Below are 13636 nucleotides of genomic sequence, written 5' to 3' on the forward strand. Positions count from 1 at the left end.
TATAATAGAACACATGTTCGAGTCGTTGGAGTTGCGGGTTGCCGGATACGGCACCGACGACATCCTGAAGGGCGCCGGGGCCGCGGTGCGGGCGCGGTTGGCGGCCGAGAACGAGCTGTTGGCCTGGGTCGCGGCGTGGGCGGATGCGAATTCGGCGGAGTCGATCCATCCCGACGAGTTGCGGCTGCACGGCGGGCCGCGGGGAGTCCGGCCGGGTGGGGACGGGACTCCTGAGGTCAATGATCTGGCACTGGTTGAGCTCGCGGTGGCGATCAAGAAGGGTGAGTTCGCCGGGACTCGGTTCGTTGCTGAGGTGCTGGATGTCCGGCATCGGCTGCCGCTGCTGTGGGAGAAGGTCATGGCGTGCGAGGTGGAGGGGTGGCAGGCCCGCTCGATCGCCCGGATGACCCACCACCTGACCGTTGAGCAGGCCGGGCAGGTCGATGCCGACTTGGCCGGGTTCGCCGGGCTGGTCGGCTATTCCAAGCTGCAGAACCGGGCCGAAGCCGCGATCGCCCGCGTTGACGGCGAACGAGTCGAACGGGTCGCGGCGGAGCGGAAGACCGAGCTCGGGGTGTGGCTGGCGCAGACCTCTGATGAAGGACTGAAGTCACTCTTCGCCCGACTCGAGCCGGCCGCCGCGATCCGGCTGTACGCGAGAATTCAGGAGATCGCCGACGCCCTCCCGGCTGATGAGCGATCGGCCGACGAGCGGCGCGCTGAAGCCCTGGGCATGTTGGGCAACGAGTTGGAGGCGACCCGGATCCTTGCCGAGGCTCGCCAGCCTGATCTGTTCGCCGAGGAGTTCGCCACCGCTGTCCAGCCCGTTGCGGGAGAGGACCCCGACGAGGTGGTGGAGGAGGCGGAGGTGCATCCGTCGCTGCGTGATCAACCGGCCATGATCACCGATGCGGAGCTGGTCGTGTTCAGGGCGGCGATCGAGCGGATCGTGGCCGGACTTGATCCGGCCCGGCTGGTGCCGACCTCGACCCTGATCGTCCACGTCGCGGCCGAATCACTCGAGACCGGCAATGGGATCTGTCGGGTGCCGGGGATCGGGCCGACCACGCTGGGGGTGGTGAAGGACTGGCTCGGGCACGACCGGGTGGACGTGATCTCGGTGATCGATCTGAACGAGACGCCCGCTCCGGTTGATGCCTACGAGATCCCGGACCGGCACAAGCGCTATCTGCGGTTCGCCCGGCCGAGCAGCAGCTTTCCCTGGTCCACCGCGACCGAGCGGCTGGAACTTGATCACTCCGAGCCGTACCGATCCATGGACGAAGGCGGACCACCAGGCCAGACCGGCGTCGACGGACTAGCTCCGTTGGCGAAGCGCGAGCATCGCGCCGTGACTCATGGCGGGTGGCGGCGACGACAACCTGAGCCGGGCACGATGATCTTTCGATCACCGCACGGCGACACCCAGCTCACCAATTACTCGGGCACCTTCGACCTCGGCCGCGGGCCACTCGCGCACGCCATCTGGAACGCCGGCTCGCCGGCGCTCTGACCGCTCCGGCTCAGTCCTCTTCCGTCGGTCCGCCGCGCAGCTCGGGGTCGGTCGCGAACCACAGCGCCTGGGGCAGGTTGAAGGCGGTGAAGCAGTAGTTGCCCATCGGCAGCCAGTAGTCGAACTCCTCGGCCGTCGAGCCCTGGAACACGACCAGATACTGCCAGCGTTCGGCATACATCGCCCAGGCCCGGCGCTTCCGGGTCTGTCCGTCCTCGGTGAAGGTGAACGTCCGCTCCACCTTGACGATGTTGTTGTAGGTGTCGTCCCGGGCGGCCAGGACCTCGGCGTCGGCCAACTGACCGAGGCCGTCGTCGAAGCCCGACCGCAGGGTCGGCAGGTCGTCGGCCACGACCTCGACCTCCAACGGGGTCACGCTGACCGCGAAGTAGGTCGACTGATCATCGGCCTCGGGCCGGGCGATCACGCCGTCGAGCTCGTCCAGCTCATCCCGGATCCAACCGAACGGATGGCGGAACTCGAACCGTCCCTTTGGGTCGGTGTAGGTCGTGATGCCGGTGAACCTGGGCCGTCCGGTCCTGATCTTGGCCCCGCTGTCCGCTGCACCGGTCGTCATCCCACCTCGTCCTTTCCAGCCGCGTCCGTGGCTGCGGCCGACGGTACCAGGGCACCCTTGAGATCCAGTTCCTCGGCGAAGTGACAGGCCGCCTCGCGCGTCCCGCCGTCCGCGTCGGTGACATCGCGCAGCGGCGGCGTCTCGGTCGAACAGATCGGCTGCGCGTACGGGCAGCGGGTGTGGAAGTAGCAACCCGAGGGCGGGTTGGCCGGGCTCGGCACGTCGCCGGTGAGCGGGACGACCTCCATCCGGTTCCGCGGGTCCGGCTGCGGCAGCGCCGACAGCAGCGCCTCGGTGTAGGGATGCTTGGGCCGGTAGAACAGATCGCGCGTGGTCCCGGTCTCGACCACCCGGCCGACGTACATCACGGCCACCCGGTCGGAGATGTGCTCGACCACCGACAGGTCATGCGAGATGAACAGGTAGGTCAGCTTCATCCGCTCCTGCAGGTCCTCCAGCAGGTTGATCACCTGGGCCTGCACCGACACGTCCAGCGCCGAGACCGGTTCGTCACAGATGATCAGATCGGGCTCCAGGGCGATCGCCCGGGCGATCCCGATCCGCTGCCGCTGACCACCGGAGAAGGCGTGCGGGTAGCGGCTGGCATGCTCCGGCCGCAACCCGACCACCTTGAGCAGGTCGGCCACCCGGTCCCGCAGTGCCTGGCCCTTCAGCACCTTGTTGATCAACAGCGGCTCGGCGATCACCCGGCCGACGGTCATCCGGGAATCCAACGAGGCAAAGGGATCCTGGAAGATGATCTGCATCTTCGGCCGGATCTTCTCCATCGTGCGCCGGTCCGCGCTCTCCACGTTGACCGGCCCGAGCTCGGAGTCGTGGAAGATCACCTGGCCGTCGGTCGGCTGCTCCAGCCGCAGGATGCTGCGGCCGGTGGTGCTCTTGCCACAACCGGACTCGCCGACCACGGCCAGCGTCTCGCCCCGGTTGACGGTCAGGTTCACCCCGTCCACCGACTTGACCTCGCCGATCGTCCGGCGCAACAGGCCGCCCTTGATCGGGAAGTGCTTCTTCAGGTCGATGACCTCGAGCAGCTTCTCGTCGGTCGTCGATTCGGTCATCGCGCCCCTCCAGTGCTCGCCGGCTCGGCCGTGCTGGCCACCTCGTCGGAATAGAGGTGACAGCGCACGCCGTGCTGGGTCGGCCCGGCGAGCAGCGACTCCGCCGGGATCACGTCCTCACAGACCTTGCCGATGAAGCTCGGGCAGCGCGGGTGGAACGGGCAACCCGACACGGTCGAGTACGGGTCCGGGATCGAACCCTTGATCACCTCGAGCGGCGTGTGCTCGGCCGACCCGATCCGTGGGATCGACCGCAGCAGCGCCTTCGTGTAGGGATGCTTGGGGTTGTAGAAGATCTCGTCCACCGAGGCACGCTCGACGACCCGGCCGAGATACATCACCATCACCTCGTCGCACAGCTGGGCGACCACGCCCATGCTGTGGGTGATGAACATGATCGACATACCGATCTCGGACTTCAGCTTGCGCATCAGCTGCAGGATCTGCGCCTCGGTGGTCACATCGAGCGCGGTCGTCGGCTCATCCGCGATCAACAGGGACGGGTGACAGGACAGCGCCATCGCGATCATGGCCCGTTGCCGCATGCCGCCGGACAGTTCGTGCGGATACGACGTCGCGATCCGCTCCGGGTTCGGCATCCCGACCTGGCGCAGCATGTCGATCGCCTGCTCCTTGGCGACCTTCTTGTCCGGCGTCTGGTGCAGCAGGATCGCTTCCTCGATCTGCGAGCCGATCGTGTAGACCGGGTTGAGCGAGGTCATCGGCTCCTGGAAGATCATCGCGATCTCCGCACCCCGCAGCGCCCGCATCGCCGGGCTGCGCGGCTTCAGCTTGGTGATCTCGACTCCGCCGGAGGAGGTCTCCGCGTCGCCGAGATCCACCTCCTCACCGATCAGCAACTGCGAAACGCTTTCGCCGCCGGCACTGCTCCGGAAATGAATCGAGCCTTCGGTGATCCGGCCCGGCGGCTCGAGGATCTGCATGATCGCTCGCGCGGTCACGCTCTTGCCGCTGCCGCTCTCGCCGACGATGCCGATCACCTTGCCCCGCGGCACGTCGAAGCTGACCCCGTTGAGGGCGTTGACCACTCCGAGGGTGGTCGGGAACTGCACCTGAAGATCACGGACGGAGAGAATCGCGTCCCCGTCACCGTTCGTGGCTGTCACGTTGGCTCCTCCGTTCTGCTCTCGGTCAGCTGTACGGGTCGACGGCATCACGGACGCCGTCGCCGAGAAGTTGGAAACAGGTGATCACGATGATCACGGCCAGACCCGGCATCAACAGCCACGGGAACTGTTGCAGGACGTCGATCCGGGAGGCGTCCTTGAGCAGCACGCCCCAGCTGATCGCCGGCTCGAGCATCCCGATGCCGAGGAACGACAGCGACGTCTCGGCCAGGATCGTGGCCGGGATCTGCAGCATCGCCACTGCGACGATGTGGCTGGTCGCGTTGGGCATCAGGTGGGTGCCGACGATGCGCAGGCCCGACGATCCGGCCGACCGCGCCGCCGCGACGTAGTCGGCGTGGGAATACCCCATCACCTTGCCGCGCACCTGTCTGGCGAGACTGGTCCAGGTCACCAGCGACAGGATGATCGTCATCATGAAGAAGCGGTCCGTCACCGCTAGGTCGGGCGACAGCACCGCGGCCATCGTGGCCCACAACGGCAGCGTCGGGATCGACATGATGATCTCGATGATCCGCTGGATGATGTTGTCCGTCACTCCGCCGGCATAGCCGGAGATCGTGCCGATCACCGACCCCAGCACGGTGGCGATCGCGACCCCGAGCAGGCCGATCGTCATCGAGATCTGGGCGCCGTGGATGGTGCGACTGAAGACATCGCGGCCGTTGCCGTCGGCACCGAAGATCAACACGCGACCCTCGTCCGCCGTGAACAGATGCCGATCGGCCGGGATGAACCCGAACAACTTGTATTCGAAGCCCTGGCTGAAGAAGTTGAGCTTGATCGGGTCGTCACAGTTCGTGACGTAGGTGGTGGAGATGTTGACCGGATCGATCTCCTGGGTGATCCGGCACATCGCCGGGCCGCCGTCGAAGGTCCACGGACTCGGGGCCGCGTACTTGTAGTCCGGGCTGACCTCCTGCGGATCGTTCGGCGACAAGAAGGGCGCGAACGCCGCCACCAGATACATGAAGAGCAGGATGATCACACTGACGACGGCCAGCTTGCTGCGCCGGAACCGGCGCAGCATCAGCCGCCACTGCGGGATCTCACCGACCTTGCTGTCGGGCGTCTGAGAAGGACCGCCGGAGCCCTCGGTGCTGGATTCGGCCAGCTGAAGTGTCCCTGTCATGGCTTCCTCCTAGTCCGTGGCCTTGACCCGTGGGTCGATCAGCGTGAGCGCGATGTCCGAGATCACGTTTCCGATCACCAGCAGTGCCGACAGCAGCACCAGCAGAGTCGCCGCGACGTAGGTGTCCTTGACGATCAGTGACTGCAGCAAGGCCTGACCCGTGGTCGGCAGACCGAAGACGATCGAGACGATCGCCTCGCCGGAGATCAACGCCGAGAGCGTCGTTCCGAAGGTCATCACCAGCGGGTGCAGCGCGTTGCGCACCGCGTGCTTCCAGATCACCAACCGCTCGGAAACCCCTTTGGCACGGGCGGTCTGCACGTATTGCTGTCCCAGCACGTCAAACAGGTTGGCGCGCATCACGCGGGACAGCCAGGCGGTGCTGGCGACCGCGATCACGACCAGTGGCATCCAGATATGAGCCAACAGGTCCAGGAACTTCGCCCCGCTGAACGGGGCGTTCCGGAACTCGTTGGAGTTCAGACCCCCGACGTCCATGCCCGACGCGCTGGCCAGGGTCATCACCCCCAGGGCCAGCAGGAACTCCGGCACCGCGACGCCGACGAACTGGATCACGGTGATCACGTTGTCCGGCAGGTTGTACCGGTGGGTGGCCGAGTAGACGCCGACCGGGATGGCGATCGCCCAGGCGATGACGATGGCGCCCAGGGCGAGCGCCACCGACAACCCCAGCCGGCTCCAGATCAGTTCGCTCACCGGTTGCCGGTAGGCGAAGGACTGACCGAAGTCGCCGGTGAAGAACCCCTGGGCCCACTTCGCGTACTTGACGAAGAACGGGTCGTTCAACCCGTACTGCTCTTCCATCGCCGCGACCATCTGGTCGGAGACGTTGTTGCCCTGAGCGCGCAGCCGGGAGATCTCGTCGGTGATCGCCGACCCCGGTGCGAGCTCGATGATGAAGAAGGCGACTACCGACACCACGGCAAGCGTGAGTATCCCGTAAAGCAGCCGCCGGAGTACGAAGATGAACACTCCGATGCCCCCTCAGTCAGACTTGTCCGGTCATCATTTGGACCGCTTCGGTCAAGCGTGCTGAGTCGGATCCTCCCAATACCAGGTTTCTGTCTCGTAGACGGCCGGCGTCGGGTGGATCCACGGGTTGACCGCGCCGCCCTGGGCGAGATTCTCCCGCTTGGGCACGTTCCGGAGATCCTTCTTGACGATCATGACCTGCGGGTAGTTGGCCACCGACCCGATCATGAACGGGCCGTCGGAGATGTGGATCTTGATCATGTCCCAGACCAACTGGTGACGCTTCATCTCGTCCGGCTCGACCTTGCTCTGGTCGTACAGATCCCAGAGCTTCTTGATCGGCCCGTCGGCCTCCGGCTCCATCCGCGGCGGCGTCCGCTCCCACGGATCCTTATCCAGCTCGGTGCCGGCGGTCTTGGTGCCCAACTGCTGATACCACTGACCTTCCAGCGGGGCCCAGCGGGTGTATTCGAGCGGCACCAGCCACTGCGGGTAGACCAGGTGGTTCGGCCCGTCGCCGACCTCCCAGTTGCTGTGCCCCATCAGTTTGCCGGTCTTCCACTGGTCGTCGTACGTCTGCGGCGCGATCGGGTTGATCTTCATCTCGATCCCGATCGCCTTCAGGTCCGACACCAGCTGGTTGTCCTTGGTCCGGTGCTCCTGCGAGGAGTCGGCCGTGGTGTCCAGTCGGAGCGAGAGCTTCTTGCCGTTCGGCAGGTTGCGCAGACCGTCGCCGTCGGAGTCCTTGACGCCGATCTCCTCCAGCAACGACTTGGCCTTCTCCGGGTCGTACGCCACGTAGGCGTCCCGCCAATCGGTGTAGGCCTTCTTGCCGGTCTCGTTGACCGAATACTCAATCGCCTTCGGGCTGAGCGTGCCGGTGGTCGGCTCGCCGGTGTTGAAGTAGACCGACTTGCGGACGGCCTCGCGGTTGAACGCGTGCGAGATCGCCTGCCGGAACTTCGGCATCCGGATCACCTCGCGGAGATCCTTGTCGAAGTAGTCGTAGTTGAGGAAGAAGATCGAGCCGGTGCCCGAGCCGCTGTCCCACAAAATGATCTCGGTGTTGGACCGTTCGGCGGTGTCCCGGATGCCCTGGACATCGTTCAGCGCGATCTGGTTGTAGTTGCCGTTGCAGAAGTCCACGCTGCCCTGCTGGACCTGGAGCTTGCCGGCCTCGGGATCGGTCACGACGTTGATCTGGATCTCGTCGAGGTAGGGAAGTTGATCACCGTTGGGCATCACGGCCCAGTAGTACGGGTTGCGCTCCAGCACGACGCCCTTGGCGTTGTCGAACGACTTGCACTTGAAGCCGAGCATCGTCGGGCAGTCCGGGTTGTTGTGCCAGTCGCCCTTGGTCTCCATCAGACCGCCGACGGTGTCCCAGTTGTCCGGGATGTTCTTGCCGTACTTGGGGTGGAACTGCTTCAGGTAATGGCTCGGCATGATCCAGATCGGACCGTTCTTGCCGATGTTGCCGTTCACCCACATCGCCATCCGGTCGGCCGTCAGCGGCGCCGGTGCGTCGAAGGTCATGGTCAGCGTGGAGTCGTCGACCTTCGTGAACTTCGCGAGGGTGCCCTTGCCGGAGCGGGCCTCGTCGGGCGGGGTCTGGGCCATCTTCTGCTCGATGATGAACTCGTCCCACCAGAACAGGATGTCGTCGATGGTGAACGGCTCGCCGTCGGACCACTTCAGGCCCTTGCGGAAGTGGAAGGTCCACTCCGAGGCGTCGGCGTTCGACTCCCACTCCTCCACCAGGCCGGGGCCGACGTCCTTGCCGTCGTTGAGCCAGCGCAGCGGGGAGTGGCCATAGAAGAAGTTCCGGTCCGAGTTCGCCTTGAGCGCCCCGGTGGTGGTGAAGACCTGCATGTTGAGCGTGCCGCCGTACTTGCCCGGCTGGATCCACTTGTGCGGAACCACGTACGGCTCCTCGGGGAGCCGTTCGGCGACCGGTGGAAGGCTGCCGCCCTCCAGCTTCGGCGACTGCTGGAAAGCCGCCGGCTTCGGCAGCTTCTCGGTGAACGAGCCCACGGCATCAGAGCCGGGACCGCCCGTCGGATCGTTCCCGCCGGGCCCTTGTCCGCCCCCTCCGGGCGAGCAAGCGCTCAGCACCGCCGCACCGGCAACCAGAGCGGAGCCGTAGAGAAAGCCACGGCGGGAGAGCTGAGAAGAGTCCATCGTTGGTCCTCCATCGGGTTAGCCGACTACGTCGTAGGTACGCCGAAGGGCAGTCCCGCATAGGACTACCCCATGAGGCCCATTGTTACCCCCTTCAATCGATCCTGCATAAAATCGATTGACGAAGTGGGCAATTGTTACCAAGCCCGCCTCTCGGCCCGGACCGCCGTGTAGGGTCCGCGCATCGGGGGAGTTTCGCGGAGCCGCGCGAGACTCGGTGATCACGCGCCCTCGGCCAGTCTGGACTCACCGAGTTCGAGGTGCAGTTCGAAGGCCCGCGGAGTGCCCCAGCGCAGGCTCGAATAGAGCATGGTGAGCGTGTGATGGGCCCAGTAGCGACGTAGCAGCGGAGCCGGGATCTCCTTGCTGACCAGGCGATCCAGATGATCGAGAGCCGCGCCGGTCGGCGCGGCGTCGGCTCCGTCGGACCGGGCCGCGAAGGACAAGGTGTGCAACAACTTGACCAGCCCGTAGCGGCGATCACCGCGGGCGACGCCGTAGTTCCAGTCGACGACTCCGGTGATCATCCCGGCGTCGTCGAACAGCAGATTCGGCACCGTGAAATCCACGTGAACAAGATCACCTCGGGTGCTCATCGATCCGCCGGACCGACCGGCGTGTCGGATCAGGGCGACCATCCTGCGGGCCCGTTCGCTGTGCTCCTCGACCGCCTCGGCCGGCACCGGGTCGTCCGGGCGACCGAGGCTCAGGATCGGCCCGGGCACCTCGGGCCGATCGGCCAGCAGGCCGGCGAACCGCTCGTTGACGGCGACGGCGGCGTCCACCGTGGCGACGTCGGTCCGGGAGCGCGGCCGGCCAGGCAGCCGCTCCTGCACCACCGCGACCGTGCCGGGTGACACCTCGAGCAGGAACTCGTGCCGCGGCACCGGCAGCCCCTGAGCCCGTACGTCCTCGAGCACCTCGGCGGTCTGCTCCATCCGCGCGATCGTGGCGAACGCCGTCGTCACCACCGACTCCCGGCCGTCCGGCCAGCGGACGAACACCGCGCCCGACTGGCCCCGGTGGATCTCCTCCACCACCTCCAGGCCGCAGCCGGCCAGCGCATTGAGCTCGCGGACGAGCTCGATACTCATCTCTCCCGACTCCCCGATCCCCCGGCTCAGGCGGCAGCTGCGGGGGTCTCCAGCAGGGCGTCCACGAACGCCTCCGGCTCGAACGGAGCCAGGTCGTCGGCGCCCTCGCCGAGCCCGACCAGCTTGACCGGCACGCCGAGCTCGCGCTGCACCTGGATCACGATGCCGCCCTTGGCCGAGCCGTCCAGCTTGGTCAGCACGATGCCGGTCACGTCGACCACCTCGGCGAAGATCCGGGCCTGGGTCAGCCCGTTCTGGCCGGTCGTGGCGTCCAGCACCAGCAGCACCTCGGTCACCGGCGCCTGGCGCTCGATCACCCGCTTCACCTTGCCCAGCTCGTCCATCAGGCCGGCCTTGGTGTGCAGCCGGCCGGCGGTGTCGATCACCACGGTGTCGACCTCCTGCTCGATCCCGGCCTTCACCGCCTCGAACGCGACGCTGGCCGGGTCGGCCCCCTCGTCGCCGCGGACCGTCGGCACGCCGACCCGGTCGCCCCAGGTCTGCAGCTGGTCGGCCGCCGCGGCGCGGAACGTGTCCACGGCGCCGAGCAGCACATCGTTGTCCTCCGCCACCAGCACCCGGGCCAGCTTGCCGACGGTCGTGGTCTTGCCGGTGCCGTTGACACCGACCACCATCACCACGGCCGGGGTCTCGCCCCGCTGGGTGGCCAGCCCTCGATCCAGCGACGGGTCGACGAGCTTGATCAGCTCCTCGCGCAGGATGCCGCGGGCCTGGTGCGGATCGGCGATCCCGTCGACCCGGAACCGGGTCCGCAGGTTCTCGACCAGCTCGGTGGTCGGGCCGACCCCGAGGTCGGAGGTGAGCAGGGTGTCCTCGAAGTCCTCCCAGGTCTCCTCGTCGATCCGGTCCCGGGACAGCAGCGTCAGCAGGCCGCGGCTGAGCGCGTTGCCGGAGCCGGCGAGCCGCCGCCGCAGCCGGGCCAGCCGGCTCTGCCGCGGTTCCGGCCGCTCCACCTCGGGCTCGACGACCTCGGGCTCGACCGTCGCCGGCTCGGCCGTGTCGGTCGGCGGTGCTGCCGTACCCGGGCCGGGACGCTCGGCGACGTCGACGCTGGACTCGGTTGTCGCGGACCCGCTCGTGCTCTCGGACTCGAGCTCCGCCCGCCCCCGCCCCCGCAACGCCGACCGCCGGCCGACCGCCACGAACCCGACGACGATCACGGCCGCAAGCAGGATGCCGCCCACGATGTACCAGATGACTGTTGGATCCACCCGGTCAGCTTAGGGGGACGGTGCGGTGACCGAAATCCAGCATTCGTTGCCGATCAGGGACCCTGTCGAGCCGATTCCGCGAACGGTTGCCGGATTCCGGTCACAGCTGTTCGCCGACCTTGAAGCCGCGTTCCGCCTCGCCCTGCCGGGTGTAGGAGAAACCGTCGGCGCCGACGGTGACGGCCTCCTCGGCCGGGTCCGAGCGCTGCCGGACGGGGACCGGGTTGCCGTCCAGGTCGAGGACGACGGACGCCTCGGCATACCAGCTGGGGACGACCGGGTTGCCCCACCAGTCGCGGCGCTGGTTGTCGTGCACGTCCCAGGTGACGACCGGGTTGTCCGGGTCGCCGGTGTAGTAGTCCTGGGTGTAGAGCTCGACCCGGTGGCCGTCCGGATCACGCAGGTAGAGATAGAAGGCGTTCGAAACGCCGTGCCGGCCCGGGCCGCGCTCGATGCAGTCCGAGCGGCGGAGGGCGCCGAGCCGGTCGCAGATCGCCAGCACGTGGTGCTGCTCGGGGGCGGCGAAGGCGAGGTGGTGCAGCCGGGGGCCGTCGCCGCCGGTCAGGGCGACGTCGTGCACGGTCGGCTTGCGCCGCAGCCAGGCGGCGTAGGCGACTCCTTGATCATCCCGGATGTCCTCGGTGACCCGGAAGCCGATCCCTTCCAGATAAGCGATTCCCGGGCCCAGGTCCGGGGTGACCTGGTTGACGTGGTCCAGTCGCGCCAGGGCGCCGGTTCGGTGCAGGTCGTAGCGCCGGGTCAGCCGCTCCACGTGCTCGACCTCGTGGAAGAACTCGTACGGGAAGCCGAGCGGATCGAGCACCCGGACCGCGTCACCGATGCCGTCGACGAAGCCGTCCGGTGATCGCCGGGTCGGGCAGGCGAGCTCGCGGTAGTACGCCTCGGCGGCGTCGACGTCCTCCGGCCGGCGGACCCGGAACGCGATCGCGGCCGCGGCCGGCACCGGGCCCTGGCGCAGCACCAGGTTGTGGTGGATGAACTCCTCCAGGGTGCGCAGATACAGCGCGTCCGGCGTCTCCTTGGTGATCACCAGGCCGAGCAGGTCGACGTAGAACTCGCGGGCGGCGGCAAGATCGGAAACGACCAGCTCGACGTAGCCGCAGCGCAGGATGTCAGGTGGAAGCGAGGACCGGGCTTGCCCTTCGACAGGCTCAGGGAACGATGCGGTCATGATCTTGCTCCGAATCGAGGGGTGTGGACGGGTCCGAGACTGACGTGGACCGCCTGCTGGTGACTGTAGAAGTCGAGCGAACGGTAGCCGCCCTCCTGGCCGAGACCGGAGGCCTTGATCCCGCCGAACGGCGTCCGGAGATCGCGGACGTTGTGCGAATTGAGCCAGACCATGCCGGCCTCGACCCGGTGCGCGAAGGTGTGGCCCCGTTCAAGATCACGGGTCCACAGGTAGGCCGCGAGCCCGTACCGCACCGCGTTGGCCAGAGTCAGCGCCTCCTCCTCGGTGTCGAACGGGGTCAGCGTCACCACCGGGCCGAAGATCTCCTCGGTGAAGATCTTGGCCTCCGGTCCGACATCGGCGAAGACGGTCGGCGCGACGAAGTTGCCCTGCTCCAGGCCGGGTGGCCGGCCGCCGCCGGCGAGCAGGCGCCCCTCGGAGCGGCCCTGCTCGATGAAGCCGAGCACCTTGGCGCAGTGCTCGGGATGGACCAGGGTGCCGACCTCGGTGGCCGGGTCGGTCGGGTCGCCGACGATGATCTTGCCGGCCCGCTCGGCGTACCGGGTGCAGAACTCGTCGTAGACGGTGCGCTCGATCAGGATCCGGCTGCCGGCGGTGCAGCGCTCGCCGTTGAGCGAGAAGACGCCGAACAGCGTGGAGTCGATCGCCGCGTCGAGATCGGCGTCGGCGAAGACGACGGCGGGCGACTTCCCGCCGAGCTCCATCGACAGTCCCTTCAGTCGCGGCGCGGCCCGGGAGAAGATCGTCTGCCCGGTCGCCGACTCGCCGGTGAACGAGATCAGCGGCACGTCCGGGTGCGTGACCAGCGCGTCGCCGGCCTCCTCCCCCAGACCGTTGACCAGATTGAAGACGCCGTGCGGTACGCCCGCCTCGGTGAAGATCTCGGCCCACAGACCGGCCGACAGCGGGGTGAACTCGGCCGGTTTCAAGATCACCGTGCAGCCCGCCGCCAGCGCCGGCGCGAGCTTCCAGCTCTCCAGCATGAACGGCGTGTTCCAGGGCGTGATCAGGCCGGCGACGCCGACCGGCTTGCGGTGGACGTAGTTGAGCTGCCGGCCGGGCACCTGGAACGTGTCGTCGGACTGGGCGACGATCAGGTCGGCGAAGAAGCGGAAGTTCTCGGCGGCCCGTTGGGCCTGACCGAGGGCCTGGGTGATCGGCAGCCCGGTGTCGTACGTCTCCAGCTCGGCCAGCCGTTGATCCTGGGCCGCGACCAGGTCGGCGATCTTGGTCAGGATCGCGGCCCGCTGTCGCGGCACCATTCCCGGCCAGGGCCCGTCGGTGAAGGCGGCCCGGGCGGCGGCGACGGCGCGGTCGACGTCTTCGGCCCGGCCGGCCGCGGCGGTCAGATAGGGCTGGTTGGTGATCGGGTCCAGCACCTCGAAGGTGGCGCCGGACAGACTGTCGACCAGTTCACCTCCGATGTAGTGGCGCAGCCGGTCGGGCAGGCCGTCGGGGCGGCGACTTTCCATGA

General features: G+C 67.4%; 11 protein-coding genes. 1 reads left to right on the forward strand and 10 read right to left on the reverse strand.

Annotated features, from left to right (window positions below; all coding sequences use genetic code 11):
- Positions 1-13: 13 nt before the first annotated feature.
- On the forward strand, positions 14-1513 hold the full coding sequence (locus tag FNH24_RS11665) for a DUF222 domain-containing protein (RefSeq protein ID WP_152362362.1): 1500 nt from the start codon (positions 14-16) through the stop codon (positions 1511-1513).
- Positions 1514-1523: 10 nt separating this feature from the next.
- Here the strand turns inward: FNH24_RS11665 and FNH24_RS11670 are convergent, their stop codons facing one another.
- From FNH24_RS11670 to FNH24_RS11715, 10 genes are all read right to left on the reverse strand, one after another.
- Positions 1524-2090 carry a hypothetical protein gene (locus FNH24_RS11670; protein WP_152362363.1) on the reverse strand — a complete coding sequence of 189 codons (567 nt, stop codon included), beginning with the start codon at positions 2088-2090 and terminating at the stop codon, positions 1524-1526.
- Positions 2087-3169 (reverse strand): ABC transporter ATP-binding protein, encoded by a 1083-nt coding sequence (locus FNH24_RS11675; protein WP_152362364.1) that lies wholly within the window; start codon positions 3167-3169, stop codon positions 2087-2089. Before FNH24_RS11675 ends, FNH24_RS11670 begins: the two co-directional genes overlap by 4 nt.
- Positions 3166-4296 (reverse strand): ABC transporter ATP-binding protein, encoded by a 1131-nt coding sequence (locus FNH24_RS11680; RefSeq protein ID WP_246186849.1) that lies wholly within the window; start codon positions 4294-4296, stop codon positions 3166-3168. Before FNH24_RS11680 ends, FNH24_RS11675 begins: the two co-directional genes overlap by 4 nt.
- A 25-nt stretch (positions 4297-4321) precedes the next feature.
- On the reverse strand, positions 4322-5449 hold the full coding sequence (locus tag FNH24_RS11685) for an ABC transporter permease (RefSeq protein ID WP_152362366.1): 1128 nt from the start codon (positions 5447-5449) through the stop codon (positions 4322-4324).
- 9 nt (positions 5450-5458) lie between these two features.
- A complete protein-coding gene (locus FNH24_RS11690) occupies positions 5459-6442 on the reverse strand; it encodes an ABC transporter permease (protein ID WP_152362367.1) in 984 nt (327 codons plus the stop codon).
- A gap of 51 nt (positions 6443-6493) precedes the next feature.
- Positions 6494-8623 (reverse strand): ABC transporter substrate-binding protein, encoded by a 2130-nt coding sequence (locus FNH24_RS11695; RefSeq protein ID WP_152362368.1) that lies wholly within the window; start codon positions 8621-8623, stop codon positions 6494-6496.
- 221 nt (positions 8624-8844) lie between these two features.
- Positions 8845-9717: an aminoglycoside phosphotransferase family protein gene (locus tag FNH24_RS11700; protein ID WP_152362369.1), complete on the reverse strand. Its 873-nt coding sequence runs from the start codon at positions 9715-9717 to the stop codon at positions 8845-8847.
- A 26-nt stretch (positions 9718-9743) separates the two neighbouring features.
- Entirely contained in the window at positions 9744-10949 is a 1206-nt protein-coding gene (gene ftsY, locus FNH24_RS11705; protein ID WP_152362370.1) for a signal recognition particle-docking protein FtsY, read from the reverse strand.
- Positions 10950-11049: 100 nt separating this feature from the next.
- Positions 11050-12141, reverse strand: a complete 1092-nt coding sequence (gene hpaD, locus FNH24_RS11710; protein ID WP_152362371.1) for a 3,4-dihydroxyphenylacetate 2,3-dioxygenase — start codon at positions 12139-12141, stop codon at positions 11050-11052.
- Complete coding sequence (locus tag FNH24_RS11715; protein WP_152362578.1) at positions 12138-13634, reverse strand: aldehyde dehydrogenase; 1497 nt, start codon at positions 13632-13634, stop codon at positions 12138-12140. Before FNH24_RS11715 ends, hpaD begins: the two co-directional genes overlap by 4 nt.
- Positions 13635-13636 lie beyond the last annotated feature (2 nt).

The sequence above is a fragment of the Microlunatus speluncae genome (assembly GCF_009299835.1).
Lineage (GTDB): Bacteria > Actinomycetota > Actinomycetes > Propionibacteriales > Propionibacteriaceae > Microlunatus > Microlunatus speluncae.